Raw genomic sequence first — 24,596 nt, forward strand, 5'->3', positions numbered from 1 at the left:
ATCAGATCTCTTTGGCGGAGGGGCGGCACAATCTGATCGCTCGATTGATCGATGAGGATCGCATCGAGGAGGCCGCTTCCCAGGTGGCCGAGACGGTCGCGGGCTATCGGCAGTACGCACGACTTGCGGGTGCGGACGGAATGCGAGCCGGCCGGGACCTGGCGGAGTTGGCTGCCCTACTGACACGCGCGCGTCGAACCGCGGAAGCGGTGAATACACTGCAGGCCCTGATGGATGTGTACGGTGCCTTCACCCCAGGCGAAGCTGATCAGCTGGTCTATCAGATCTCTTTGGCGGAGGGGCGGCACAATCTGATCGCTCGATTGATCGATGAGGATCGCATCGAGGAGGCCGCTTCCCAGGTGGCCGAGACGGTCGCGGGCTATCGGCAGTACGCACGACTTGCGGGTGCGGACGGAATGCGAGCCGGCCGGGACCTGGCGGAGTTGGCTGCCCTACTGACACGCGCAGGTCGAACCGCGCAAGCCGGGGCGGCCCAACAAGCCGCAGACGAACTACTTCACGAGAACGACTGATGGGTACGCAGGCGGCTGTCTGCAAAAAGGAGCCGTCGTATTTGCCGGGCCGGGTCAGGCTGCGGTTGCGAGGGGACGTCCGCCCCAACGGATGCCCTTCTCGCTGCGGATACGAGCGCGCTCGCGGCGCTGGGCTGCCAGCACCTCGGGGTGACGGGCATTCGCGTTGCGCCAGCGCAGATAGGCGTGCAGGGCCCGGGTCTGCACGGTGTGGTTGCGGTGGTTGGAGTTGGCGATGGTGAACTGCCGCAGCGGCCCGAAGTGCGCCTCGATCGGGTTGGCCCAGGACGCGTATGTCGGCGTGAAGCACAGCTCGACGCGGTTCTTCTTCGCCCAGCGGCGGATCTTCTCACCCTTGTGGGCGGACAGGTTGTCCAGGATGACGTAGATGGGGGCGCCGTCCGGCCGGGCTGCCCGGATCGACCTGAGAGCGGCCAGTGTGTTCACGGCACCCTTCTTCCGGCGGTTGACGCCCCAGAGCGTGTCGTCGCCGACCGAATAAATAGCAGCTGTGTAAGTACCTGACGCCGTGGGTGCGGTGGTAGGTCGCCGGGTGCCGCTCAGGGTGACCGGCCTGGGCCCAGCCCGCACCGCCGGTGGGGCGGATGCCGAGCGGGCCGAACTCGTCGAACGCGAAGACCCGGTCCGGGAAGCGGTCCAGGACCTCTTCGATCCGGTCCAGCTTTGCCTCGCGGTCGGGGTCCGGGGACTCCTTCCACGTCTTGGTGCGCTGGAAGGTGATGCCGCGGCGGGCGAGCAGACGGCGTAATGCCTCGCGGCCGATGCGGATGACCCGCCCATGGACCTTCCGCAGGTAGGCCAGCAGTTTGCGGATGGACCAGCGAGTAAAGGGCTGGCCGAGCTTGGGCGGGCGGGTGGTGGCCGTCTGGACGACGAAGTCCTCGTCGTCAGGACTGAGCAGGCGGGGACGGCCTCCCGCCCACCGAGGGTCCAGACAGGCCAGGCCGATCTCGTTGAACTGGTGTATCACATCCCGGACGGTGTCCTCGTCGGCCTGCACCAGCTGGGCGATCACCGGGACCCGGTTTCCGCTGGCTGACGCCAGCAGCATCATCGCGCGTCGGAAGCGGACCGAACTGGTGCTGCCCCGGCGCACGATCTGCTGCAGCTTCTGCCCCTCATGGTCGGTCAACCTGCGCACGCGGACAGGCTCAGCCACCGCACCCCCCAGCACTCGGATCGGACGTCACCGCACATCCAACCGCCCCGACCACCAACACGGTGAGCCAATGTGGTCAGAGCACTAGATGTGCTGGTAGGTGGTGCCGCGCGGGCAGCCGGGGTCGGTGCCCTGGGAGGTGAGGTTGCCGACGAGGTCGTAGCAGTACTGCGAGTAGTCGGTGATGCTGCCCGCCTTGTCCTCCTTGGCGTAGCAGAAGCGGCCCTGCGGGTCACCCCGCCTTACACCGCGCCCTATGGGGTGAGGCGGACGAATCGCTTGTAGCAGCAGATAGCAGCGGCGAGGCCGAGAAAGGACAGGTACTTGCGGGGAGCGCGTTCGTAGCGAGGGCTGAGGTGACGGTAGCCGGACAGCCAGGAGATGGTCCGCTCGATGACCCGACGCCGTCGGCCCAATCGCTCACTTGACTCGATGCCTTTGCGGGTGATCCGCACGCCGATGCGCTTCCCGCGCAGCCATCTACGTAGGTCGGCCCGGTCGTGGGCTTTGTCCGCGTGTAGCCGCTGGGGCTTGAAGTACCGGCCGTTGTGGGGGTCGTGTCTCGTTTGTTTACCCTCCACCATGGGCTTCAGCCCTTCGCTGTCATGAGTGTTGCCAGTTGAGACGCCGACGAGGAGGGGCAGCCCGTTCGCATCCGGCGGGATGTGCATCCTGGAACCTGGCCTGCCTCGGTCCACGGGGCTCGGACCTGTGTGTTCGCCCCTTTTTCAGCACGCACGTGGGCGGTGTCGAGGACGGCTCGGGTGACGTCGATGAGGCCGGCGTCGCCCGAGCCGGTGCAGCACGGCCTCGTGCAGCCGGCCCCAGACGCCGGCTCGTGACCAGATCAAGAACCGGCGAGGGACAGTGGTCTTGAAGATGCCGAAGCACGGCGGCGTGGTCGCCAGGCGCAGCCACTGACCAGGACATAGATGATGGCCGCGAACAGCGTCTCATCAGACGTGTCCTGGGTTCCGCCGCCCTGCGGCCGCACCTTCGACGGAGGTATCAGCGGCTTCGCGATCTCCCACAGCCCGTCCGGAACAATCCGACTCCACGCGCCCCGCCCCATATCGAGGTCAACGATGCCTCACCACATAGGACACGGTGTTAGGCGATGTCTTGATTGGCGGTAGCTCGTTGCCAGGGCATGGGCATAGTCGAGCGGTTGGTGCCGGACGGGCTGCGGGAGATCTTCCAAGGTGTGGCGCCTGAGCCGCCGGTGCGAAATCAGGGCGACGGTCGGCGACGGTGTGATGACGGTGCCATGCCGGCGGCGATCATCTTCGTGGCGACAACGCCTTCTCCGCAATCAACGAACTACGGGGTAACCGTACAAGTCGATCCGCGACCATCCGCGCGGGCGGATGTGGCGCGGTCAGCCGTGGGTGGTCAGCGGCTCGGCCGCGTTTCGCAGGTGTTCCGCGGCGTCGGCCACCCGGCGGATCAGGTCGAAGAACTGTGCCTGTTCCTCGGCTGAGAGCGGAGCGAGGAAAACCTGGTTCATGCGGGCGGTGCGCACGGTCAGCTTGCGGTGGGTGCGCAGTCCCTCGTTGGTGAGGCGGAGCAGGAAGCGCCGGGCGTCCTGCGGGTCGCGCACCTTGTCTAGCAGCTCGCGGCGGCCGAGTCGGCCGATGACATCGGCGACGGTCGAGCGGTCAAGACCGACCCGCTCCCCGACGGTCCGCTGGTCGAGTCCAGGCTCGGCGACGAGCGCGTTCAGTACGGCGAACTGTGGCGAGGTGATCTCCTCCGAGACCATGGTGTTCCACAGCAGGTAGTGCGCCTGCTGGAGCCGCCGGGCCAGGTGCCCGGGATGGGTGGCGAGATCCACCGCGGCCATACGCGCTCCCCTGATCGATTCGTTGGTGTACTGATCGTACACGGTCGATGAATCGACTGCCCTGCCAGGAAGCCCCGAGAAATTCGGGTCTTGACGGCCCTGGACTCCGATGGCAGCGTGAGCAGCTCCCACAACATACTCAGTGCCCTGATCATCAGTGCACTGATGAACCGGAGACGGAGCGTCACAGATGGACAAGGTGGTCGCCACGGCACTGGAGGCGGTGGCCGATGTGCCGGACGGCGCATCCCTCGCGGTCGGCGGGTTCGGGCTGAGCGGCGTACCGAACGTACTGATCCAGGCGCTGCACGAGTGCGGAGTCGGGGCCCTGAACGTGGTGTCGAACAACTGCGGTGCGATGGAGTCGGGCCTCGCCGTGCTGCTGGCCGCCGGCCGGATCGCCCGGGTGACCGGCTCGTACATCGGCGCCAACAAGGAGTTCGCCCGCCAGTACCTGGCCGGTGAGCTGGAGGTGGAGCTGATCCCGCAGGGCACGCTCGCCGAGCGGCTGCGCGCCGGCGGTGCCGGCATCCCCGCCTTCTACACCCCGGCCGGGGTCGGCAGCCAGGTCGCCGAGGGTGGCCTGCCGTGGCGCTACGACGGCAGCGGCGGAGTGGCGCTGGCCTCGCCGCCGAAGGAGGTGCGGGAGTTCGACGACGTGGAGTACGTGCTGGAGCGCGGTATCCGCACCGACTTCGCGCTGGTGCGTGCCGCGAGGGGAGACCGGCACGGAAACCTGGTGTTCAACAGGTCCACCCGGAACTTCAACCCGCTCGCCGCCATGGCCGGCCGGGTCACACTCGCCGAGGTGGAGGAACTGGTCGAGCCCGGCGCCATCGACCCGGACGCGGTGCACCTGCCAGGCGTCTTCGTGCAGCGGGTGGTGGCGCTGACCCCCGAGCAGGCGGCGGACAAGCGGATCGAGCGGCGGACGGTGAGCGGTTGATGGCCTGGACTCGTGAGGAGATGGCCGCGCGCGCGGCGCGTGAATTGCGCGACGGCCAGTACGTCAACCTCGGCATCGGCCTGCCGACCTTGATCCCGAACCAGCTGCCCGAGGGCGTCCAGGTGATCCTGGAGTCGGAGAACGGCATCCTCGGCACGGGCCCGTATCCCACCGAGGACCGGGTCGACCCAGACCTGATCAACGCGGGCAAGGAGACCGTGACGGTCCTGCCGGGCGCGTCCTTCTTCGACTCGGCGCTGTCCTTCGCGATGATCCGCGGCGGGCACATCGACGTGGCCGTGCTCGGCGCCATGCAGGTCTCCGCCAGCGGCGACCTGGCCAACTGGGTGGTGCCGGGCAGGCTGGTCACCGGGATCGGCGGTGCGATGGACCTGGTGCACGGTGCCCGACAGGTGATCGTGGTGATGACGCACACCGCCAAGGACGGCTCGCCGAAGATTCTCAAGGAGTGCACCCTGCCGCTCACCGGCAGGGCGTGCGTGAACCGGATCATCACCGATCTGGCCGTTCTGGACGTCACCGCGGAGGGGCTCGTGCTCGTGGAGACCGCGCCCGGTGTGGCTGGGGCCGAGGTCGCCGCCAAGACCGATGCGGAACTGACTCTTGCGGAGGAGGTGCTGTGAACCGCGCTCACGCCATGAAGACCGTGTACCTCGTGGACGCCGTCCGCACCCCGTTCGGTCGCTACAACGGCGGTCTGTCGGCCGTTCGCCCCGACGACCTGGCCGCCCACGTCCTCCGCGCGCTCCTGGCTCGCACTCCCAGCCTGGATCCCGCCCGGATCGACGACGTCTACTTCGGCAACGCCAACGGCGCCGGTGAGGAGAACCGCAATGTCGCCCGCATGGCGGCCCTGCTCGCCGGGCTGCCGACCTCGGTGCCAGGCGTGACGATCAACCGGTTGTGCGCCTCCGGCCTGGACGCGGTGATCCAGGCGGCCCGGGCCATCGCGGTGGGCGACGCCTCTATCGCCGTGGCAGGCGGTGTGGAGTCCATGACCCGGGCGCCGTACGTCCTGCCGAAGCCGGACATGCCGTTCCCGACCGCCCACACCGAGCTGTACTCGACCACGCTCGGCTGGCGCGCGGTCAACCCGGCGATGGACCCGCAGTGGACCATCCCGCTGGGCGAGAGCGCCGAGCTGATCGCCGACAAGCATGAGATCACCCGGGAGCAGCAGGACAAGTTCGCCCTTGCCTCCCACCGTAAGGCCTCCGCTGCCCAGGAGCAGGGCCTGTTCGACGCAGAGCTGGTGCCCGTCCCAGTCCCGCAGCGCAAGGGCGAGCCGGTCGCATTCGCCGCCGACGAGTGCGTCCGACCGGACGCCTCCCTCACCGCGCTGGCGAAGCTCAAGCCGGCGTTCCGTGCCGAGGGCGGCACGGTCACTGCGGGCAACGCCTCCCCGCTCAACGACGGTGCGGCCGCGCTGCTCCTCACCGACGAAGAGGGGCTGCGGGCCACCGGTCGGGATCCGCTCGCGCAGATCACCGCGACCGGCGTGTCCGCCCTCGACCCGCACTACTTCGGCCTCGCTCCCGTCACAGCCGTCGACCGGGCTCTTGCCAAGGCGGGCAAGTGCTTCGACGACCTGTCGGTCCTGGAGCTGAACGAGGCCTTCGCCGCCCAGGTCCTCGGCTGCCTCGCCGAATGGCCCGAATTCGACCCGGCGATCCTCAACCCCCAGGGCGGGGCGATCGCGCTGGGACATCCGCTCGGTGCCTCCGGCGCCCGGCTCGCGGGAACCGTTGCCCACCAGCTCGCCCGGCGCGGCTCCGGCACCGGCGTCGCGACCCTCTGCATCGGCGTCGGCCAAGGCCTCGCCCTTGTCCTCGAACGCTGAGCACTGCGCCAGCCAGCCCGCACCCCGCTCGCGCCCACGCGGCGCAGCCGCACAGCGATCCACCTCCGCGCCCGTCGCGGGCACCGTCATACCCCTTGACCTCCCAGGACATCCCATGAGCCTCACCCAAGCCGACATCGACCTCGAAATCGCCGCCGAGCACGCCGTGTACGAGAAGCGCGTCGCCGACGGCGCCCCCGTCGAGCACCACCCCCGCCGCGACTACGCGCCCTACCGCTCCTCCGTGCTGCGCCACCCCAAGCAGCCCCTGGTCGCCATCGATACCAGCGAGGACCCCGAACTGGTCGAGCTGCACTCTCCCGCCTTCGGGGAGCGCGACATCACCGGGATCGACAACGACCTCACCCGGCAGCACGCCGGGGAACCGGTCGGTGAGCGGATCACCGTCTCCGGGCGGCTGCTGGACCGCGACGGGCGCCCGGTGCGCGGCCAGCTCATCGAGATCTGGCAGGCCAACTCGGCCGGCCGCTATGCCCATCAGCGCGAACAGCACGACGCCCCGCTCGACCCGAACTTCACCGGCGTCGGCCGCACCCTCACCGACACCGAGGGCCGCTACCACTTCACCACCATCCAGCCCGGCCCGTACCCGTGGCGCAACCACCTGAACGCCTGGCGTCCCTCCCACATCCACTTCTCGGTCTTCGGATTGGCGTTCACCCAGCGGCTGGTGACGCAGATGTACTTTCCGAACGATCCGCTATCCCGGTACGACCCGATCCTGCAGTCGGTGACGGACGACGCGGCCCGGCAGCGGCTGGTCGCCACCTACGACCACGGTCTGTCGGTGCCGGAGTTCTCCCTCGGCTACCACTGGGACATCGTGCTGGACGGCCCCGCCGCCACCTGGATGGAAGAAGGACGCTGAGCGCCATGACGCAGATCGACACGAGCGGCCCGGAGCAGGTGCTGCCCACCCCGTCCCACACGGTCGGTCCCTTCTACGGCTACGCCCTGCCCTTCCGCGGCGGCGCGGAGATCGCCCCGCTCGGCCACCCGGACACCGTCACCGTCCACGGATACGTCCTCGACGGCGACGGCCGGCCGCTGCCCGACGCGCTCGTCGAACTGTGGGGACCGCATCCCGACGGCACGGTGGCGCGGGCGAACGGCTCCATCCGGCGCGACTCCGCCACCGGTGGCCACCTCGGCCGCAACGGCGTGGAGTTCACCGGCTGGGGCCGCGTCCAGACGGACGCCGACGGCCATTGGTACGCGCGGACCCTGCGCCCCGGCGCCCGCGGGCAGAGCGCGCCGTACCTCAGCGTGTGCGTCTTCGCCCGAGGTCTGCTCACGCACCTGTTCACCCGGATCTACCTGCCGGGCGAGGAGGCCGCGCTGACCGCCGACCCGCTGCTCACCCAGGTGGGCGACCGGCGCGACACGCTGATCGCCGCTGACGAGGGCCACCGCACCTACCGTTTCGACATCCGCCTTCAGGGCGAAGGCGAGACGGTCTTCCTGGAGTACCAGTGACACCCGACGCACCCGACGACAGCGACACCGGCCTGCTCGCCCCGGGGTGGGCCGGCACCCCGGCGGCGCACACGACGAGCGACACCGCATACCTGCGGGCCCTGCTCGACGCCGAGGCGGCCCTGACCCGCGCCCAGGCCGCCCTGGGCCTCGCCCCCGCCGAGGCCGCCGCTGCGGTGACCGAAGCGGCCGACCCGGCGAACTTCGACATCCGCTCGCTGGCCGCGCGGACCGTGGACGACGGTAACCCGGTGATCCCGCTGGTCGCCGACCTGACCGCGGCGGTCGGCGAGGAGTACGGACCCTACGTCCACCGGGGCGCCACCAGCCAGGACGTCATGGACACTGCGACGATGCTGGTCGCCGTGCGCAGCCTCGGCCCGGTCCTGGCCGGCCTCGGGCGCGCCGAGCGGGCGCTGGCCGGGCTCGCCGCCCGGCACCGGGACACGGTAATGCCGGGACGGACGCTCACCCAGCACGCTGTACCGACCACGTTCGGGCTGAAGGTGGCTGGATGGCGCGCGCTGGTCCTGGACGCACGCGACCGGGTCTCCCGGGTACGCGACACGCTCCCCGTCCAACTCGGCGGAGCCGCTGGGACGCTGGCGGCCTTTCGGGCATTCGGGACCAAGGACGGGGTGGCTCTCACGCGCGCGTACGCCCGGGAAGTCGGCCTCTCCGCACCCGAGTTGCCCTGGCACGCACTACGCACTCCGGTCGCGGACCTTGCGGGGTGCCTGGTCTTCACGGCGGGGGCACTGGGCAAACTCGCCGTGGACGTCCTGACGTTGTCGCGCACCGAGGCCGGCGAGGTGAGCGAGGGCAGCGGCGGCGGCTCGTCCGCCATGCCGCACAAAGCCAACCCGGTGCGCTCCACCCTGCTGGTGTCCGCCGCCCGGCGCGCCCCCCAACTCGCGGCCACGCTGTACGGCTCCCTGGTTGCCGAGGACGAGCGGCCGGCCGGCGCCTGGCACGCCGAGTGGGAGCCGCTGCGCGACCTCCTGCGGCTGGTGGGCGGTGCGGCCGCCCACGCGGCCGGGCTGGCTGAGGGGCTGCGGGTGCGCCCCGCCGCGATGCGCCAGAACCTCGGCCTCACCCGGGGACTGATCGTCTCCGAGCGGCTGTCCGCCGTGCTGGAGTCCCGCCTCGGCCGGGCCCGCGCCAGGGAGCTCCTGACGGAACTGGCCCGCCGCGCACACACCCAGGAGCGGGCACTGGCGGAACTTCTCAGCGAAGAGCCAGAGTTGAAGGATGTCGATCTCGGCGACCTCACGGACCCCGCGGGCTACACCGGCTTCGCCGGCCCCCTCACCGACCGTGCCTTGGAGCGACGTTGACCGTGAAACTGCTCAACCACTTGGAAGAAGGACCGCCTTCCGCGCCCCCGCTGCTGCTCGGCCCCTCGCTCGGCACGTCCACCGCCTTGTGGGACCGCGTCGCGCCCCAACTGTCCACCGGGCACCGGGTCGTGTCCTGGGACCTGCCGGGACACGGGGGTTCGGCGGCGGATCTCATCGGGCCCGGCGCCACCGTCGGTGACCTCGCCGCCCTGGTCCTCACGCTCGCCGACGCGCTCGGTATCGATCGCTTCGCCTACGCGGGCGTGTCCCTCGGCGGCGCCGTCGGCCTGCACCTGGCCGTCCACCATCCAGAACGGCTCTCCTCCCTGACGGTCATCTGCTCCTCCGCCCACTTCGGCGGCAGCGCTTCCTGGCAGGAGCGGGCCGAGCAGGTGCGCCGGGAGGGCCTGCAACGGCTGGCGGAGAGCGCCGAGGCCCGCTGGTTCACCCCCGGGTTCACCGTGCCCCGGCTCGTACGGGACCACCGGGAGGCCGACCCGGCGGCGTACGCCGCCTGTTGCGACGCGCTCGCCGCGTTCGACCTGCGCGAGCGGCTCGCCGACATCGCCGTACCGACTCTCCTGGTGGCGGGCCGGCAGGACCCCGCAACGCCGCCCGCGCATCTGCGGGAGGTCGCCGACGCGGTGCCGGGCGCGACCCTGGTCGAGTTGCCCGGCGCCTCTCACCTGGCACCGGCCGAGTGCCCCCGGGCCGTCCTGGCCGCGTTGCGCACCCAGTTCGACGGGCCGCCAAAGAGCGGGATGGCGGTGCGCCGGGAGGTTCTGGGCGATGCGCACGTGGATCGGGCCCAGGCCAGGCAGACCCCGTTCACCGCCCGGTTCCAGGACTTCATCTCCCGCTACGCGTGGGGCGAGATATGGACCGACCCGACCCTGTCCCGCCGCGAGCGCAGCATGATCACACTGACGGCGCTGGTCGCGCACGGGCACTACGAGGAGCTGGCCATGCACGTCCGGGCGGCGCGGCGCAATGGGCTGACCCCTCAGGAGATCGGCGCGGTGCTGCTCCAGGCCGCCGTGTACTGCGGGGTTCCGGCCGCCAACTCAGCCTTCGCGACGGCCCAGCGGGTCCTGGACGAGGAGGGGGCGGGCTGACGGCGGCGAGGTGCCCCTGCTGGTCGCGGCGGCCACTGACAGTCACCCTGCAGCCGCCAGCCAGGTGGAGCCGGTGCGGCGCGCGCCTCCCTTACCCCAGCTCCAGCGTCCGGCGAACGCCCAGGTGAGCGGCCTAGTTCGAGGCCCATTTCGACTCATCGATAGCCTTCATCCTCCGAGTCTTACGGGCGCGCACGAGCTGCCGGAGCGGCTGCACGCGTTCCTCCGGCGCGTGGATTCCCAGCAGTACCAGCAGCCGTGGCAGGTCGACCCCGAGCACGGGCACGGACGGTTCGTCCGGCTCTCGGCTGGCCAGGCCGCCCCGCATGACCCGGCACATGCCCGCACCGGCCTGGAATGCACTGCCATCAGCGTCCTCCAACTTGAATCCGCGGGTCAAAGGGCTGGTGTGACCGGTACTCAGGGTGCTCACGCTGGTCGCGGGCGGGAGTCTGTGGAACAGATCGTCTGTCAGCGGTTGACTTCGAGAGGTGTCCCGGACGCACCGGCGAGGTCGTCATCGCGTCAGCCGAGCGGGGCACGGGCCAGCCCCTCCTTGGTACGGCGCAGAAGTTCGAGAACCTGCCGCTCGTCCGTGCCGTCGAGGCTCAGGAGCCGGTTGAGGTGCATGTGGACGTACGAACGGCACAGCTCGGTGTGGTTTCGGACGAGTCCGCCATCTCGTCCCAGTGCGGTGAGTAGAGCGACGGCGGGTGCCAGGGTCGCTCTACGCCTTACGAAGAGCGGGTCCACGGCAGCGGTGTCCGGGTGATCCGGTCTCCCGAGCGTTGCCCGGAGCCTGGGCCCGTGCTGCCGGTAGAGCTGGCCGCCTTCCGGGGAGACCTCGCACAGGCTCCGGCAGAACGCCAACTGTTCGTCCGGCGTCAAGCCCAGCGAGTCGAGTAGGTCGTCGACGCTGCTGACCGCCACGTCGGTTCGGTCCAGCCCGAGCGTCCCGTCCTCGCTCGCCTTGAGGAGCTCGGCGACCGAGGCGCTGTCGGCGCCGAAGATTGCCTCCGCCACGCGCATGCCGTCCCCGCCCCCGTAGCGTTCGGTCTCGCGCTCGTAGGTGTCGAAGGCGAATCTGGTGACGCGTTCGGCTTGCAGCAGGTCATCGGCCCAACGGCAGGTTTGATCCATGAGCGGGCCCAGGAGGGCGGATCGGTCGCCGTGGAAGCGGATCCGCAGGTGGTGCTCGGGGTCGGCGTAGCGGATGAAGAACCAGGTGTCGGCCAGGCCGGAGGCGGTGGCGAACTCCCCGAAGGTCAGCAGTGGCCCGGCGATGAGCTCGTCCTGCTGCCATGGGCGGCCGTAGAGCTTCAGGTAGAGCCAATCACTACCGGGCGGCTTGAGACGGAGACCAGCTCGCGGGCCCACCGGTGTTGGGCCTCGTACCACGGGTGCCGCCTCCGCCGGGGCCCCGGTTTCGGTGGCTGGCGGGTTGTCCGCCGGGGCATTCCCGACATCCCGACCACGGGGCGGGGTGCGGACCAGGGGAACGATGATCTCGCATACACGGCCACGACCGCCGTCCGGCAGCCATGCGTCCTCCGGTCCCGGCAGCGCCTCCTGGAGCAGCCCGCACTGTCCTTCGGGAAGATGTCTCATCTCATCCCGAAGCAGCTCTACCTGGTCGGTGTCGGAAAGGTCGAGCAACAGTCGATTGTCGCCTGAGCTCAGGTACACCCGGTCGGGTACGGCCCAGCACTCTCGCCACGAGGCCAGAGCCTCGGCGAACGCCTCGCCCGATGCGTTGGTCGACAATCGGCCGCCGTCCATGCGCCACTGTGCGAGGGCGAGCACGAGTCGGCCGTGCTGGATCCGGGGCAGGAAGGCCAGGGCGTTCGCGGGTCCCCAGGAGAAGGGGGTGAACTGGTGGCGCCCGTCCATGGCGACGTCCAGCAGAAGGCGCACGGGAGGTGGCGCGTTCAACGAGTTCAGCATGTGTCCTTGCACGCCGACAACGCGTACGCCTGCGGCAGGCCACTCGATGCTCAGCCGTCCGGAGTCGATCCCCACGACCAGCTCGTCCAGGGGCGCGACCCTCCGTAGGGGTACGCCAGCGACGCCACTGACGACGATCTCGTGGGTTCGCACCGCGGGCCGTACGGTGACGTTGGCCATGCGGGCACGTCCCGGCAGATATACGAGCTCGGCCAGCAGGGTGTTGGGGTGTGACATCTGTTCCTGCCGGGCGATTCCATCCAGGCCCGCGTAGGCGGCCGGACCCAACAGGTCGGCGAAGCGACCGAGGTGGCGGCCGGCGGCCGGCGCGCCGAGGTTCGGCCCGACGACCAGTTTGAAGTCACCGGCGTCAAGTGCGGCCGCCGAGGAGGCCGTCAGAAACAGGGCCATGTCCACAGAGGGCGGGCACAAGCCCGGGTCGAGGGGGCAGACGGACAGTTCCTCGATCTGCCGATCCGTCAGTTCGACGGCTTGGCGGTGCTCTCGGTTGGCGGCTAGGGCGAGGTCCAGGAGCAGTCGACTGCGCCGCTGGTTGTGGGGCGGCGAGCCGTTCGCTCCCAGGGCGGTGGGGAGTCCCAGCCCGACGTCCGGATCGATCAGTTCGAGCAGAGGTACCTGACGTTCCGCCCCGTACTTGCTCTGGAACGACCGCCGGTAGCTTTCCAGACGCGGCAGGCCGGCAGGGTAGGGACTGAGGCGGAGCAGCAGCTCGGCGGCGCGAGCCGCCTCAGCGGCCACTTCCCGGTGCAGACCCCGGCCGCCCAGGGTGAGCGCCATGTCGGTCTGCAGGACGCCGACACCGGCCGCGGCGGGCTGCAATGCCCGGGCCCGCGCGACCAGCTCTCGGCGGGCTTCGATCCGGTCCGGCAGAGGGAGACGGTCCCATTTCGTAAGATCGTCGGAAAGTCTGCCGAGGCGCGAGGCGACGTCACTCGCGCCGGGCACTGCGGCCAACCGACGCACGAGGTGCCCCGTCGGGTCACCACCGGTCAGCGGTGGCTGAAGGTCCGACCGCAGGAACCCCTGAGCGTACAACCGGTCGACCAGCGCGCCCGCCTTCTCAGGTGTCGCACCCGCCAGCCGCGCGAGGCCCGCCGCGAGCTCGTGGGGTGGGGTCGGCTGACGCGCGGTCTCCAGAACGTGGCGGACTGCCGAGGTGAGCCGGACGGACATGGTCGACCCGCCACCGCTTCGGCCATCGGGCAGCAACGCACGTCCCTCGCGCAAGGAGACGGACGGATCGGTCACCAGCCGCAGTCCCGCGCGGATCTCCGGGTCCTCCTCCAGCCGGTGGACGAGCCCGAGCAGCCACTCCATGTCGGGCCGCGTACGGGTGTGCGGAGGGCCGGCGACCACCGCGATGTCCGTGTGGTCCGCCCAGTGCGCCAAGCCGACTCCGGCGAACATGCCGTACGGCGTAGGCCGGGTGCACATCCGGATCAGATAGCGCGCCAGCTTCCCACGGACGCGACGCGCCGCCGGGTCGTCGGGCCGGGTCCGGTGGAGGGCGGTGGCCAGGTCGGGGCTGCCCACCTCGATGGCGAGACGGACCAGCGGATCCGCGGGGGAAAGCGTCTCTGCCTCATCAGCGGCCCCGCCGAGGGCGGCGAGCGCATCGGCGGGCAGGAGGGGCGCCCGTACCATCGCCCAGTCCAAGGGTCGGTAGAGCGGTGGCTTGGCGCGCCGGCTGTGGCCGTGGGCGGTCATGACAACAGGAAGACCCGGTCCCAGGCGGGCTCGGTGTCGGTCGACGCGGCCAGCAGCACCATGGTGACACCGGCGGCGCCGTCCAACAGGTCAGGCCGATCCAACCGATTGGAATCCGGTCCCAGCGCGGTGTATCCGACAGGCCGGTCGGGCTCGAAGCCGGCGAGTATCTGGTCGACCAGCTGTGTGGCCCCGGCGGTGAACTGCGGCAGTCGAGTGTCGTGGGCGAACCGCAGAACCACCTGGAGCAGCCCGGACACGCCGTGGCAAAACGTCGCGGAGTTCAGGTAGCGGGAGGCGACCGGCCGCGCCAGGACATCCGTCATCGCTTCGACGGCCAGCGCGCGCAGCCGTTGGTCATCCAGCGCCTCGCCCGCGTGCCACAGGGCGCGGGCCACCCCGGGGCTGCCGTAGCACCACGAGCAGCGCGCCGGTACGGGACGCGGAGGCGCTGTTGTGCCGTCCGGCGCGGGCAGGGGGATGGCCGCCGGCCAGTTGACTCCCCATTGGTCGTCGGCCCGGTGCGTCGTCAGCCAGTCCGCCAGGCACCGCACCGCCTCGGCTTGGCCGGGCACCCGATGGCCCGCCTTAAAAGCCAGGGCGAGGGCTGCCAAGGGGCCTGGGATTCCGTGGGCCAGCCCGCAATTGAGATTCCCGTACGGGTAGGCGCTCCGCATGGACGGGTCGCCCAACAGTTCCGGCGGGGTGGCCCAGCGTGGCGCCCCACCGGTCGGCGTGGCCAGGCTGACCAATGCGGTGAGCAGCGGAGCGAGCGAACGGTGCGGATCGCGTCCCAGGAGACCGGCGACCAGTCCGCTCACGCCGGACACCAGGTCGAAGTCGCTCACCAGTCGGCCGGGGCGATCGTCGGCGAGCCGAGCGGCGGCGCTCCGTGCGAGGGATGCCAGTTCGCCGTCGAGTACCCCGAGCGCACGGCGGTAGCGGGTGCCGACACGGCTGAGCGCGGCAACCGCGAACACGGTCCCCCCGAGCCCCCTGAAGAGGCCGGGGTGCAAGTTCCCTCCGGCCTCCCGGTCAACCTCCGACACGGAGGAGAGGAAGCCGTGGCCGACGGCGTCCCACTCTTCATCGGGCTGGTACTGGTCGCAGTAGGCGCAAAGGAGCGCGATGCCCACGTCGCCCGACGCGAGACCGTATGGAAGCCAACGCACCCCGGGCGGGAACTCGCTTCGGCCGGCGGTGAGGGCGAGGGCCTGGGACAGACACCTGCGGTCGACGCACCGCTTGGCAACATCGAGTGCCACTGATCGCGCGGCGGCCTGCCGGTCGCCCTGGAGGACGCTTTCCCACGGGAGGGCGGCGGGCCCCCCGTCGAGCAGCGTGCCGGGGCGCGCTTGTCCATTCACGGAGCCTCCAATGGAGCATGTCTCACTGGCCCCGGCCCGTATGGGCCGGCGTACCGCCCCGAACAACAGCTCTCTAGCATGCACACGTGCCGCTACACGTCTCGCATACCGTTTCGATTTCACTCGGGCCCCGGCAAGGATCGTCAACCGTCCATCCGAGCGAAGGTGTGCAATCCCCGGTGGACGGGCACGTCGCTGATTCACCCGGGCAGGTTTCACAGGTAAGACAACGTGTGGCGCATGTGCCACTTTCGTCGCAGGTCTCGTCCCAACATGTGACTTCATTGCAATTCGTGGCGCCGCACGTGTATTCACCGCATGTTACACACGTCTCACATGTGTTGTACTGGCATGTGTTCTCACCACATGTGTACTCAGTGTCAGCGGCTAAATCGGTGCGGTCACGGTTACGCCCGCGGCTGCGCGGGGCGCCACGCGCGGGATGCGCGGGGCGAACGGGAGGGACGGCATGAACGCGCTGGACGTCCAGGTCGAACTCATCCGGAACCCGGGCAGGGATACTGCGAGTGTATTCGAACTTCGCACCCACTTTCAGTGTGACCTCCGAGGCGGGCTCGCCCAGGAACGGAAGGCGGTCCTGAGGGATGCGTGACGTGTCCACCACGTCTTCGATGGAGAACTCGGCGTAATAGTCGAGATTCCTCGTGAAGTACAGGCGGCGACACCCCCTTCGGTCGCTGTCACCGAGGAACCCTTTCAGGGTGAGTCCCCGGACGGCCGGGTCCGCGGGTTGGGGCCGACGCCTTTCGACAATTGGATCCTGCCGTCCCTCGGCATCCCCTACCCCGGGCGCCGGCCGGCCGCTGTCTCGCTCATTGTCCATCGCCGCGCTCCAATGCTGGACGGCGGAGGCGATCCAATCGTCAGGGCGAGTGAGGAGCGCCCTGCTTCCAACGTGTCATGGCGCATTTCGTCAGGCAACCGGGGGACGACGATCACGCGCGCGACCGGCTTGGCTTCGCTCGGGAGTCGGCAGGTGCTCCCGCACCTGGGGCGGCCCGCCGGCCTACCGGCGAGCTGGGCATGCCCCGCTTTCGTTTCGCCTACCTGCGCAGACGCGGCATCGCCTGCACAATTCCCGAACGCGTGGACCAGATCAGCGGACGCCGACCCGTCGGCGAGGCACTCTGCCACTTCGACCGCAACGGTACCGGCGCCGCAACGTCGTCGAACGCTGATTCAACAAGCTCAAGCAGAGCAAGGCCCTCGCCACCCGCTATGACTGTGAGGATGATCGAGGCCCACTTCGGGCCGCTGCGCCAGTTCACCGTCGCCAACTCCAACCACCGCAACCACACCGCGCAGACCCGGGCGCTTCACGCCTACCTGTGCCGGCGCAACAACAATGCCCGCCATCCCGACGTGCTGATCGCCCAGCGGAAGGAGCGTGCTCGCGTCCGCAGCGATGTGTACGTCCCCCTCGCCCTTCCGCTGTTGTCCGGCGGGTGGCGGGTCGTCGGGTGCACTCCCCCACCGTCGAGGAGAAGGGGTGGTCCTGGGGCCACACCACACCGTGCTCGAGGTAGTCACCGACGACATGCTCTTCCTGATCGACTCGGTCACGAATGAGCTGACCCGGCCAAAACCACGGCATCCACGTCGTGATCCACCTGCAGGAGGCGACCTGGGAAGAGGTAAAAGAGTGCGGGCGGCCTGCGGGGGCTACATCTGTTTCGAGGACGAGGCAGGCTTCACCCGTCGGCCGCCCAAAGGACGTACCTGGGGCCGACGCGGAGTGACTCCGCAGGTGACGGTGAGTGGACGACGTCGGGACGGCTGTCCGTGGCCGGGCTGATCGCCATGCGGCCCGGCTCTCGGACCTGACTGTCCCAACGCCTGCGCACCCACCCCTACTCGCCCGACCTCAACCCCGTGGAGGGGGTATGGGCGCACGTCAAGCGCAGTCTGGCCAACCTCGCCGTGGTCGCCCTCGACCGGCTCGAGGCCATCGTCCGAAACCGCCTCAAACGACTTCAGTACCGGCACGGCACCCTCGACGGCTTCATAGCGGGCACCGGCCTGACCTCCGACAATCTTGCGTCAACCTGACGAGCCGAATCCAGTATCGCCGTCCGCAGGCGTCATCAGTGCATGGCAGCGTCACCGAGACTCGTAGCGTTGTCATATGACCGACGGCCTTGATGTTGTCCTCGCCCGGATCGATGCCTGGCTGGAGGCCGACGCGCCCGCGGACCACGCCGCCCTGAACCCACCCGCCGCGCAGGACGACATCGACGCCATCGCCGACCGTCGGTTCCCCCTGCACCCCGATCTGGTGACGTGGCTGGGACGCCACGACGGGGCCACCGCCACGAAGGGCCATGGCGGTCCCGGCGTAATCCTCCCCGCAGGGTTCATTTTGAGCGCCGCCGAGGGAGTGCGCCCGGCGTGATCCTCCCCGCAGGGTTTATTTTGAGCGCCGCCGAGGGAGTGCGTGCCGGTCAACGAACGATGGAGGAAGCAATAGCCGAATGGGTCGACGAGAACGAGTCGGAAGACCCCGACCTGCGGGACATCTACGACGGGGTGTACGGGTACCTGTTCCACGTCCGATGGGTCCCGATCGCCACGGACATCACCGGAGGCAAGCTCATCCTGGACCACCGTGAGGGAGACCGGTTCGGGAACGTGCTGTACGGCCTGCACGCCGGGGACACGGAGGGTCCGGTGAAGGTGTGGGAAAGCCTGTCGCACATGTTCCGGGACCTTCTCGTCGCCCTGAGCGAGGGAACGGAGATCCGCTTGCCTAGTTATGCCGATCCGGTGACACCACACCTGACCAGCACCGGCAGCGATGTCTTCGTGAGGTGGGAGTAGCGCAGAGCGGCGGTCCGAAGCTTCACACCGCCCGCGCGAAGCCAACGTCTGGTGTTCAGCGAAAGTCACCCCAACGAGCCGAAGTCAGTAGCGACGATGGGGGCCGGCGCCCCACCATGCGCCACGCTCGGACCCAGGTCTGCGCGGTGGTCGCCGGGACGCCGGTTCCCAGGCCCTGGCGGGATGCGGTCAGGACTTGACGATGCGGCGCACGTTGTCGACCGAGCCGCAGCCGGCCTTCAGTTGACGCTCGCGCTCCTCCAAGAACGCCGCTCCCAGTTCCTCACGCCGCTCCATGGCAACGCTCTCGCGCGCACCGTTGAGGATGGTGCGTTCCTCCTCGTCGGCGTGATGGGTGACGGCCTCCACCAGTTCCTCCAGCTTGGAGTCCCACTCGTCGGATCCGACTTCCTCCACCTCCAGAAGGGCCAGAAGGGCCTCGTTGCCCTCGTCGTGTTCGTGCTCGCCGTGCTCGACCTCTTCGTTGTCGATGTTCTTGTACCTCTTCAGGGCGGGGTAGACCTTGGCCTCCTCGGCCAGCGCATGGGCGATCAGCAGGTCGGCGAACTCCTCGAGTGCGGCGGCGCGGTCGGCTTCGATGCTGCGCATCAGGCGGAACAGGTCCTCCATGCGCCGGTGGTCCTGGAGGATGAGCTCAACGACGTCCTGTGCCTGGGACATGGCGGGGCACCTTTCTTCCTTGCGAGCGATCGTGGTCACTACCCCTTACCCTTACCGCCTGCGTTGATGGCTTTCGGACGCCACTCGCCACGACCCGGTTTCCTCAGCGGGGCGGCGTACCCAAGAGAGAGCGTCCGCTGGAGGAGGGGGACGGACCACTGCTGCGTCTGGCGGCGGGGCCAGGTCGTGCAGGAGAGATCACATTTTGGAACACCGCGAATACGGCCAACCCTGTCCGTCTCGGAAAACGACGGCACGGTGAGAAACCGGCTTTCTCGTGGCGAGGCGTCGTCGCCGCCGTCCAGGCAGACGGAGCTGTCCGCTTATGACGGGCCGATCACTCCGACGTGAGGAGACCCGGCGCTCTGGTCAACACCGCCAGTGCAGATTCACGTCCATCGGGTTCAGTCCGGACGGCCAGTGGCTCGCGACAGGGAAGAAGACGGCAACCTCCGTCTGTTTGACGTGAGCGACCTCGCTCACTCGACCGCCGCGGGAAATCCGTTGACCGGGCACACAGCAGCGGTCCGGTACGTCCATGGCTTCGAAGGTCGAGCTGATACTCCAGAAGCTTGTGGGTGGGGGCGTACCGAGAAGTACGTCATCGACCCCCGGCGAGCAGCCGCCGGCATCTGCGGACGCGTCGGGGCTGCCCTACCCGAGCTGACGGCAACGGACAACCTCCAGACACCGCCGTCGCGTGAACTCCATTCATCGATCATGGAAATCGGCATGCCGCACCGATCCACACACCGCGCGACACGCCGCAATCCTCACCCCTAGGCACACGCCCACCCGCTGCCCACCACCTCCGCCAGGACGCAGCAGAGCGCCGGCCCCGGCAGGCCGCCCGGGGGTGCACCTCACGCCGCACCTCGAGCGAACATTCCGCGTACCAACCCCGTCCACCAATCGCGTCCAGGGGACCGAGTGCGGGCGGCGGCTACCGCGCATGCCGTTCGCCTCCGCCCTCGGCAGCACGCCGAGCCCGGAAGCCGAGGCGAAGGCCCGGGCGCTGCTGAAGCGCCTGGGCGCCGCAGCGCACGGGCCGCGGGCGGCCGCGTAGTGGCGGGAATCGCGGTCGTCTTGGACCACACGACCGCCGGAGCGCTGTACGACCCGAAGGACCCGTGCAACGAGGCGGTCGCCGCGTTCTACGTCCAGGCCTCCGGCGGACTCGGCGACCTGTATGCGCCGGTGCTGTCCCTGACGGTCTTGGCGGGCTTGGTGCTGCTGTCGTCGCTGCTGCTGCACGCAGTGAGCGTGGCGGCGAGGGCGAGGGCGGCGAGCGTGGTCATGGTGGCGCGGTTCATGTGGTCCCCATGGTGGTGCTGATGGTTCGCGTAGTGCGACTCGCGAGGGGGCCCGATGGTTGCGCGGTACATGCGCATAGCCAAGGAGTGCCCCTGGGCAGTGAGCTCGTTGCGCACCCCTCGACTACGGCGACACCCATGTCAGCTACATCCGCGGCCCGACCTTCGCCGAGATCGCCGCCACCTTCACCGCGACGGTCGGCGGCTCGGACGCGATCGAGCTGAACTCCTCCACAGACCGGGGTATCGGCACGTTCACCGACCGCCGCCCTCGCCGAGCACGGTGGTGCACCACCACACGCTGAACACGCCGCAGAAGAACCGCACCCCTTGCGGGGAATGCTTGGCATGCACGGCCCACCCGCACCCGGGGCAGGCCAGGTTAACGCGGGGCCGCACCTTGTAGACCTGGGCCCAGCCCATCGCGCACCCGAGATCAGGCTGGGTGGCATCCAGTCGGCCGGCATCAGGGTGCAGCGCGGTGAGGGGCGTGGCGGGGTCTACCCGTGTCTTCCACTCGGCACGCACTGCTCGGACCCACTCCGCATCACGCGGCAACTCCCGGCAGGCGTAGCCCAGTGCCTTCAGCGCCTTCATGTGAAAGCAGTCCTCGGTCGCCAAGAGAATCGGCCGGATCCGCGCCGCGGCGGACTCGACTACCTCCTCGGCCGGCAGCTCGTGTCGGATCCGGATTTCACCGTTCTCGAAACGGATTCCGATTTTCGGGTCGATGAGTGTTATGAGCTTCTCCCAGTCACCAGCGAGGGTGTGCTCTGCCACACGGCGCGCTCGCACCACGAACGACCCAAGACATTGCCGGTTCTTCTGCTCGATCTCCGCCTGATCGCGTGCCACGCGCGCCCCCCTCACCTTGAGATCAGCATGACGGGGCGCTCGCCGCACAGACCACCCAATCGTTCGGTCACGGAAAAAATTTTGGCAGGCGCGATGCGTCAGGAGCAGGACCAGGCCGTGCCCAAGCAGAAGGCCACCGGCTGGCTCTCACGTCTGCGCCGCTGAGCCGGGCAAGCCGCCGACGGTTGCGGGCAAGCCCAAGGCCACCCTGGGCAAGCCTCCCGCCGGTCACCTTGGGCAAGCCCAAGGGTGGTGCAGGCCGGCCGTGATGGCGACGGTCAGGAGCACGGTGGTGAGGGCGGTGGCCGCCTGGGTGCGGGCGCGGGAACCGGGACGGGGGGTCATGGCCGGGCTCGCAGGGAGGAGGCGGCCCACGTGCGCAGCAGGACAGCTGAGGACCAGCGGGGCTGCGCCCGGGCCGCGCGCCGGGGGGCGGGGCGTCTCGGGACCGGTTCACCCGGTGGGGGCGGGGGTGTAGGCGCTGACGAGGTAGAGCGCCTCGTCGTCGACGGCGTTGCGGCTCCAGTCGAGGGCGATGCGCACGGGGTGCCCGTCGGCCGCGTACCGCGCCTGCGCCGTCTCGGCGTGCTCCTTGCGGGCTTGTTCCAGCCGCCGCAACAGCCCGCCGAGCGTGGGCACCTCGGCGTGTTCGCGGACCTGGCGCCGGCTGTCCTCGTCCAGCCCGGCCACCTCGGACACCTTGCCGTCGTGCACCTGGACCCGGAACCGCCCGGCCAGCGCCTCCGTCGTCGACGTCAACGTGTAACCGTAGGCGGCGGGTTCCCGCCACGCGGTCGTCCCGCCTGCGGCGGTGTGCCGGGGCCCACCGGCCGCGTGGCTCCGTACGGACTCGGCGGTGCCGCCGCACGCGGTCACGAGGCACAGCGCGGCGCCCGTCAGCGCGGCGGCGGACAGCGGGCGGGCGGGGAAACGTCCAGCACTCATGGGACTCCTCCGGTTCGGTTACCGTAACGACGCGGAAGGACCCCGGTTCGTTCACGCCCGCCCTGTGCACGGTCCGCCGCACCCGGGGACGGCGGCAGGCAGCGGCTTGCGCGCACCTGCCGGCCCGACGCGGGGGCGCCCTCGGAAGTGGTACCGGTCAGTGCTGCCAGTAGTCGCGCTCGGGGAGTTCTACCCACAGGTCGGGGGCCCGGTGAAGGGCCGCGGGTCGGCGGGGAAGAGGCCCGCGTGGGCGCAGCACTCGGCGATCGCGTGGGAGCCGTAGATGTACGCGGTGAGGACCTCCTCGGGAGGCGTACCGGTGCACGGGCCCCCGCCGGGGTGCAGGTCCCAGCCCTCGACGACACCGTCGCGCACGAGGCTGCCCTGGTTGCCGCTCTTGGGGTTGGCGTACATGCCGGAGCAGACGGTGCCGGCGCAGAGCAGGGCCTGTACGCCCGGCATCTGCGGCCCGTACCCCCAGGGGGTGGGTGACGACGCAACCGCCCGGTACGGTCGTCACCCCGACGATGCGCAGGCTGTCATCCGTGTCGACGCCGTACGGGTCGTCCAGGAGCTCGGCGAGCAGCCCGGCGTCCGGCGACACCGCTGCCAGGCGCCGTACGGCCTCCTGCGCGTCGTCGACGACGTCGGCCAGGGCGCTGACGCACACGTCATGTCCCGCTGGCGAAGTGAAGCGCGGGTAGCCGCCCCTCTGCAGGGAGCGGGCGTACCGCAGCGCCGTGGACAGCAGGCTGTCCGCCTCCCGCACGGCCAGGACCACGAGCTCGACCGGGTAGCCATCGGCCGCGAACGGCAGTGCGCTGGCAAGGAACTCCTCCACGCTGCCCGGCGCGCCCTCGATCAGTGCGTCGCCGCGAAGCCGGCGCACATACGCTTCGGCCTCGGCGAACCAGGCGCGGTAGTCGGCCCGGATCGCCGCCCCGGCATTGCGCGGGTCCTCCTCCAGCAGGCGCAGACAGTCCGGGTGCGACGCGTTGAAGTCGTCGCCGACCAACTGCGTCGTCCCCGGCCGCATGGCGCGCTCCTGCACACCGACCACGGGGCCCAGTACACCAGCCGGGCCTTCGCCGACGCCTGTCACCAGGCCGGCGTCCGCCAGTCCATGAGCGCGATCGGCAGCTCGGCGGACAACGCACTCGCGGAGTCCTTCAACGCAACGTTCAAACGCGAGACTCTCCAGGGCCGCAAGCACTGGGGCGGCGAGCGCGAGGCCCGGCTCGACGCGTTCCGATGGCTGCACCGCTACAACGTCCGACGCCGTCACTCCCGCCTCGGGCACCGCACCCCCATCGCCTACGAGAACACCTTCCGAACGGCATCAACTACGCTGACGCAAGCCGCATAACCCGCGTCCAGGAACCGGGGTCAAGGCCCGTCCGCGACTACGTCAGCAGGAATCTTCGCGGCAAGCCCCAGCCGGTCGGCCCCCGCCCGCCGTCGGCCCGTGCCGTCACGCGCTGGCTCCTCACCCACCCCGACGCCCTGCCCGAAAGCGACCGGCTCCAGATCAAAGCTGTCCTGGTCAACTGCCCCGAGCTGACGGCACTCTCGGAGCACGTGCGTTCCGTCGGCCACATGGTCGCTCACCTCCAGGGCGACCAGCTGCCGGCCTGGATCGAAGCGGCCACCTCCACTACCGATCTGCCCAGCCTCCGGCACTTCGCCGGCACCTCGAACGCGACATAGACGCCGTCACCGCTGGCCTCACACTGCCCTGGAACTCCGGTATCGTCGAAGGCCACGTGAATCGGATCAGGATGCTCAAGCGTCAGATGTTCGGCCGCGCTGGCTTCGCCCTGTTGAGGAAGAGACCTCTGCTGTCGTGACTCATGCGGAACATCAACAAGCGGGCAGGGTGTTCGGGCGGTCCACGGCATAGACCGTGACTGGGCGGCCCTGCAGATGGTCCTCTCGACGCGGCGTGAATCCCAGGCGCTCGGCAACCCTCACTGATGCCTCGTTTCCCGGCCGCATGAGAGCCGTGAAGTAGTCGTCGTCGAGGGTGGCCCACCCCCAGTCCAGACATGCTTGAGCGGCCTCGGTCGCATAGCCGTGCCCCCAGTGATCCGCTCGAAGGGTCCACCCCAGTTCCACGGCGTCGAATTGTTCCCAATACTGCAGACCGCTTCGACCGATGAACTCCCGAGGGGCCGCGCCTGCGTCAGCCCACCTCGATGACGGAGAATCGCCCGCCCCGCGGATCGGCGAGCCGGGCCGCCCGGCCGTACGGGGTCTCCTCCGGGCCGTCGAGGACCTGCCCGCCCAGCCCGACGGCCCGGCGTACGTTCAGGTCGGCGTCGGTGACGGCGACGTACACCTGCCAGTGCGACCACCCCGGTGCCGTACCGCAGCGGATCCCCCCCCCACCGGTTCGCCGTCGACCAGCAGGTCGGCGCTCCCGTCCGTGCGGGGTAAGGGCTGCCAGCCGAGCACCGCGCGGTAGAACGCGGCCGCAGTCGGCACGTCGGGCGCCAGCAGGTGGTTCCAGTCGGCCACCTGCCAACCGAGGTGCTCCTCGTCCTGCCAGAGGCCGAAACACCGCGCTCGAAACGTCCGCCGCCATCGCCGGCCGCCCGGCCCGCTGCA

Annotated in this window: 22 protein-coding genes and 7 pseudogenes; 16 read left to right on the forward strand and 13 right to left on the reverse strand. The window is 69.7% G+C overall.

Translation table 11 applies throughout. The features are described from left to right. Positions 1–536, forward strand: a 536-nt coding sequence (locus tag ACF1BE_RS32390) for a hypothetical protein (protein ID WP_392202572.1), incomplete at its 5' end; no start/stop codon positions are given. Between the two features lie 54 nt (positions 537–590). Here ACF1BE_RS32390 and ACF1BE_RS32395 read toward each other — a convergent pair. The 4 genes and pseudogenes from ACF1BE_RS32395 to ACF1BE_RS32410 form a co-directional block, all read right to left on the reverse strand. Continuing rightward, positions 591–1,716 (reverse strand): annotated as a pseudogene (locus ACF1BE_RS32395) (IS630 family transposase). Between the two features lie 96 nt (positions 1,717–1,812). Next, positions 1,813–1,950 (reverse strand): annotated as a pseudogene (locus ACF1BE_RS32400) (RHS repeat-associated core domain-containing protein); the annotation flags it as partial. Between the two features lie 20 nt (positions 1,951–1,970). Continuing rightward, positions 1,971–2,788 (reverse strand): annotated as a pseudogene (locus ACF1BE_RS32405) (IS5 family transposase). A 306-nt stretch (positions 2,789–3,094) separates the two neighbouring features. Beyond that, positions 3,095–3,559 carry a MarR family winged helix-turn-helix transcriptional regulator gene (locus ACF1BE_RS32410; protein ID WP_392202573.1) on the reverse strand — a complete coding sequence of 155 codons (465 nt, stop codon included), beginning with the start codon at positions 3,557–3,559 and terminating at the stop codon, positions 3,095–3,097. Between the two features lie 190 nt (positions 3,560–3,749). Here ACF1BE_RS32410 and ACF1BE_RS32415 point away from each other — a divergent pair, with 190 nt between their 5' ends. The 7 genes from ACF1BE_RS32415 (at position 3,750) to pcaD (ending at position 10,318) form a co-directional block, all read left to right on the forward strand. Next, the gene (locus tag ACF1BE_RS32415; RefSeq protein WP_251096573.1) at positions 3,750–4,505 is read left to right on the forward strand and encodes a CoA transferase subunit A; all 756 of its coding nucleotides are present in this window, start codon (positions 3,750–3,752) and stop codon (positions 4,503–4,505) included. After that, a complete protein-coding gene (locus ACF1BE_RS32420; protein WP_392202574.1) occupies positions 4,505–5,149 on the forward strand; it encodes a CoA transferase subunit B in 645 nt (214 codons plus the stop codon). The genes ACF1BE_RS32415 and ACF1BE_RS32420 overlap by 1 nt, the downstream gene beginning before the upstream one ends. A gap of 14 nt (positions 5,150–5,163) precedes the next feature. After that, a complete protein-coding gene (locus ACF1BE_RS32425; RefSeq protein WP_251097007.1) occupies positions 5,164–6,366 on the forward strand; it encodes a thiolase family protein in 1,203 nt (400 codons plus the stop codon). Between the two features lie 115 nt (positions 6,367–6,481). Further along, entirely contained in the window at positions 6,482–7,255 is a 774-nt protein-coding gene (gene pcaH / locus ACF1BE_RS32430; protein ID WP_392202575.1) for a protocatechuate 3,4-dioxygenase subunit beta, read from the forward strand. Between the two features lie 5 nt (positions 7,256–7,260). Continuing rightward, positions 7,261–7,863, forward strand: a complete 603-nt coding sequence (gene pcaG, locus ACF1BE_RS32435; RefSeq protein ID WP_251096570.1) for a protocatechuate 3,4-dioxygenase subunit alpha — start codon at positions 7,261–7,263, stop codon at positions 7,861–7,863. Beyond that, the gene (gene pcaB, locus ACF1BE_RS32440) at positions 7,860–9,200 is read left to right on the forward strand and encodes a 3-carboxy-cis,cis-muconate cycloisomerase (RefSeq protein ID WP_392202576.1); all 1,341 of its coding nucleotides are present in this window, start codon (positions 7,860–7,862) and stop codon (positions 9,198–9,200) included. Before pcaG ends, pcaB begins: the two co-directional genes overlap by 4 nt. Beyond that, positions 9,197–10,318: a 3-oxoadipate enol-lactonase gene (gene pcaD, locus ACF1BE_RS32445; protein WP_392202577.1), complete on the forward strand. Its 1,122-nt coding sequence runs from the start codon at positions 9,197–9,199 to the stop codon at positions 10,316–10,318. Before pcaB ends, pcaD begins: the two co-directional genes overlap by 4 nt. 525 nt (positions 10,319–10,843) lie before the next feature. On the opposite strand, the gene ACF1BE_RS32450 is transcribed toward pcaD, so the two are convergent. Further along, positions 10,844–13,990: a lantibiotic dehydratase gene (locus ACF1BE_RS32450; RefSeq protein ID WP_392202578.1), complete on the reverse strand. Its 3,147-nt coding sequence runs from the start codon at positions 13,988–13,990 to the stop codon at positions 10,844–10,846. Then, positions 13,987–15,642 carry a lanthionine synthetase C family protein gene (locus ACF1BE_RS32455; RefSeq protein ID WP_392202579.1) on the reverse strand — a complete coding sequence of 552 codons (1,656 nt, stop codon included), beginning with the start codon at positions 15,640–15,642 and terminating at the stop codon, positions 13,987–13,989. Before ACF1BE_RS32455 ends, ACF1BE_RS32450 begins: the two co-directional genes overlap by 4 nt. Before the next feature lie 780 nt (positions 15,643–16,422). On the opposite strand from ACF1BE_RS32455, the pseudogene ACF1BE_RS32460 reads away from it, so the two are divergent. From ACF1BE_RS32460 to ACF1BE_RS32485, 6 genes and pseudogenes are all read left to right on the forward strand, one after another. Beyond that, a pseudogene (locus ACF1BE_RS32460) lies at positions 16,423–16,553 on the forward strand (IS5/IS1182 family transposase); the annotation flags it as partial. A gap of 58 nt (positions 16,554–16,611) precedes the next feature. Next, a pseudogene (locus tag ACF1BE_RS32465) lies at positions 16,612–16,785 on the forward strand (IS630 family transposase); the annotation flags it as partial. A 41-nt stretch (positions 16,786–16,826) separates the two neighbouring features. Beyond that, a pseudogene (locus ACF1BE_RS32470) lies at positions 16,827–16,994 on the forward strand (hypothetical protein); the annotation flags it as partial. Between the two features lie 256 nt (positions 16,995–17,250). Then, positions 17,251–17,427, forward strand: a complete 177-nt coding sequence (locus ACF1BE_RS32475; protein WP_392202580.1) for a hypothetical protein — start codon at positions 17,251–17,253, stop codon at positions 17,425–17,427. Between the two features lie 76 nt (positions 17,428–17,503). Next, positions 17,504–17,770, forward strand: coding sequence for a hypothetical protein (locus tag ACF1BE_RS32480; protein ID WP_392202581.1), 267 nt, complete (start codon positions 17,504–17,506; stop codon positions 17,768–17,770). Beyond that, complete coding sequence (locus ACF1BE_RS32485) at positions 17,767–18,195, forward strand: SMI1/KNR4 family protein (RefSeq protein ID WP_392202582.1); 429 nt, start codon at positions 17,767–17,769, stop codon at positions 18,193–18,195. The genes ACF1BE_RS32480 and ACF1BE_RS32485 overlap by 4 nt, the downstream gene beginning before the upstream one ends. Positions 18,196–18,384: 189 nt before the next feature. On the opposite strand, the gene ACF1BE_RS32490 is transcribed toward ACF1BE_RS32485, so the two are convergent. Further along, complete coding sequence (locus ACF1BE_RS32490; RefSeq protein ID WP_392202583.1) at positions 18,385–18,876, reverse strand: hemerythrin domain-containing protein; 492 nt, start codon at positions 18,874–18,876, stop codon at positions 18,385–18,387. 1,086 nt (positions 18,877–19,962) lie between these two features. Here ACF1BE_RS32490 and ACF1BE_RS32495 point away from each other — a divergent pair. After that, positions 19,963–20,211 carry a hypothetical protein gene (locus ACF1BE_RS32495; RefSeq protein ID WP_392202584.1) on the forward strand — a complete coding sequence of 83 codons (249 nt, stop codon included), beginning with the start codon at positions 19,963–19,965 and terminating at the stop codon, positions 20,209–20,211. A 233-nt stretch (positions 20,212–20,444) separates the two neighbouring features. On the opposite strand, the gene ACF1BE_RS32500 is transcribed toward ACF1BE_RS32495, so the two are convergent. From ACF1BE_RS32500 to ACF1BE_RS32515, 4 genes and pseudogenes are all read right to left on the reverse strand, one after another. Further along, complete coding sequence (locus ACF1BE_RS32500; protein WP_392202585.1) at positions 20,445–21,044, reverse strand: hypothetical protein; 600 nt, start codon at positions 21,042–21,044, stop codon at positions 20,445–20,447. A 453-nt stretch (positions 21,045–21,497) separates the two neighbouring features. Beyond that, the gene (locus ACF1BE_RS32505; RefSeq protein WP_392202586.1) at positions 21,498–21,989 is read right to left on the reverse strand and encodes a DUF6174 domain-containing protein; all 492 of its coding nucleotides are present in this window, start codon (positions 21,987–21,989) and stop codon (positions 21,498–21,500) included. Between the two features lie 189 nt (positions 21,990–22,178). Beyond that, positions 22,179–22,451 (reverse strand): hypothetical protein, encoded by a 273-nt coding sequence (locus ACF1BE_RS32510; protein WP_392202594.1) that lies wholly within the window; start codon positions 22,449–22,451, stop codon positions 22,179–22,181. Between the two features lie 220 nt (positions 22,452–22,671). Next, a pseudogene (locus tag ACF1BE_RS32515) lies at positions 22,672–23,025 on the reverse strand (zeta toxin family protein); the annotation flags it as partial. A gap of 87 nt (positions 23,026–23,112) precedes the next feature. On the opposite strand from ACF1BE_RS32515, the gene ACF1BE_RS32520 reads away from it, so the two are divergent. Beyond that, a complete protein-coding gene (locus ACF1BE_RS32520; RefSeq protein WP_392202592.1) occupies positions 23,113–23,355 on the forward strand; it encodes an integrase core domain-containing protein in 243 nt (80 codons plus the stop codon). 494 nt (positions 23,356–23,849) lie between these two features. Here the strand turns inward: ACF1BE_RS32520 and ACF1BE_RS32525 are convergent, their stop codons facing one another. Continuing rightward, a complete protein-coding gene (locus tag ACF1BE_RS32525) occupies positions 23,850–24,212 on the reverse strand; it encodes a GNAT family N-acetyltransferase (RefSeq protein ID WP_392202593.1) in 363 nt (120 codons plus the stop codon). Further along, entirely contained in the window at positions 24,172–24,573 is a 402-nt protein-coding gene (locus ACF1BE_RS32530; RefSeq protein ID WP_392202587.1) for a VOC family protein, read from the reverse strand. The genes ACF1BE_RS32525 and ACF1BE_RS32530 overlap by 41 nt, the downstream gene beginning before the upstream one ends. Positions 24,574–24,596: the final 23 nt, after the last annotated feature.

It is taken from the genome of Streptomyces sp. NPDC014991 (genome assembly GCF_043080665.1).
Classification (GTDB): domain Bacteria; phylum Actinomycetota; class Actinomycetes; order Streptomycetales; family Streptomycetaceae; genus Streptomyces.

What these genes read in the sequence shown, in the direction of transcription:
- ACF1BE_RS32505 (WP_392202586.1), bottom strand. Translation starts at nt 21,989, where the DNA reads ATGAGTGCTGGACGTTTCCCCGCCCGCCCGCTGTCCGCCGCCGCGCTG.
- ACF1BE_RS32530 (WP_392202587.1), bottom strand. Translation starts at nt 24,573, where the DNA reads ATGGCGGCGGACGTTTCGAGCGCGGTGTTTCGGCCTCTGGCAGGACGA.
- ACF1BE_RS32425 (WP_251097007.1), top strand. Translation starts at nt 5,164, where the DNA reads ATGAAGACCGTGTACCTCGTGGACGCCGTCCGCACCCCGTTCGGTCGC.
- pcaG (WP_251096570.1), top strand. Translation starts at nt 7,261, where the DNA reads ATGACGCAGATCGACACGAGCGGCCCGGAGCAGGTGCTGCCCACCCCG.
- ACF1BE_RS32480 (WP_392202581.1), top strand. Translation starts at nt 17,504, where the DNA reads ATGACCGACGGCCTTGATGTTGTCCTCGCCCGGATCGATGCCTGGCTG.
- ACF1BE_RS32455 (WP_392202579.1), bottom strand. Translation starts at nt 15,642, where the DNA reads ATGAAGTCACATGTTGGGACGAGACCTGCGACGAAAGTGGCACATGCG.
- pcaH (WP_392202575.1), top strand. Translation starts at nt 6,482, where the DNA reads ATGAGCCTCACCCAAGCCGACATCGACCTCGAAATCGCCGCCGAGCAC.
- ACF1BE_RS32420 (WP_392202574.1), top strand. Translation starts at nt 4,505, where the DNA reads ATGGCCTGGACTCGTGAGGAGATGGCCGCGCGCGCGGCGCGTGAATTG.
- ACF1BE_RS32415 (WP_251096573.1), top strand. Translation starts at nt 3,750, where the DNA reads ATGGACAAGGTGGTCGCCACGGCACTGGAGGCGGTGGCCGATGTGCCG.
- ACF1BE_RS32410 (WP_392202573.1), bottom strand. Translation starts at nt 3,559, where the DNA reads ATGGCCGCGGTGGATCTCGCCACCCATCCCGGGCACCTGGCCCGGCGG.
- ACF1BE_RS32510 (WP_392202594.1), bottom strand. Translation starts at nt 22,451, where the DNA reads ATGCCGGGCGTACAGGCCCTGCTCTGCGCCGGCACCGTCTGCTCCGGC.
- ACF1BE_RS32520 (WP_392202592.1), top strand. Translation starts at nt 23,113, where the DNA reads ATGAGCGCGATCGGCAGCTCGGCGGACAACGCACTCGCGGAGTCCTTC.
- ACF1BE_RS32490 (WP_392202583.1), bottom strand. Translation starts at nt 18,876, where the DNA reads ATGTCCCAGGCACAGGACGTCGTTGAGCTCATCCTCCAGGACCACCGG.
- ACF1BE_RS32450 (WP_392202578.1), bottom strand. Translation starts at nt 13,990, where the DNA reads ATGACCGCCCACGGCCACAGCCGGCGCGCCAAGCCACCGCTCTACCGA.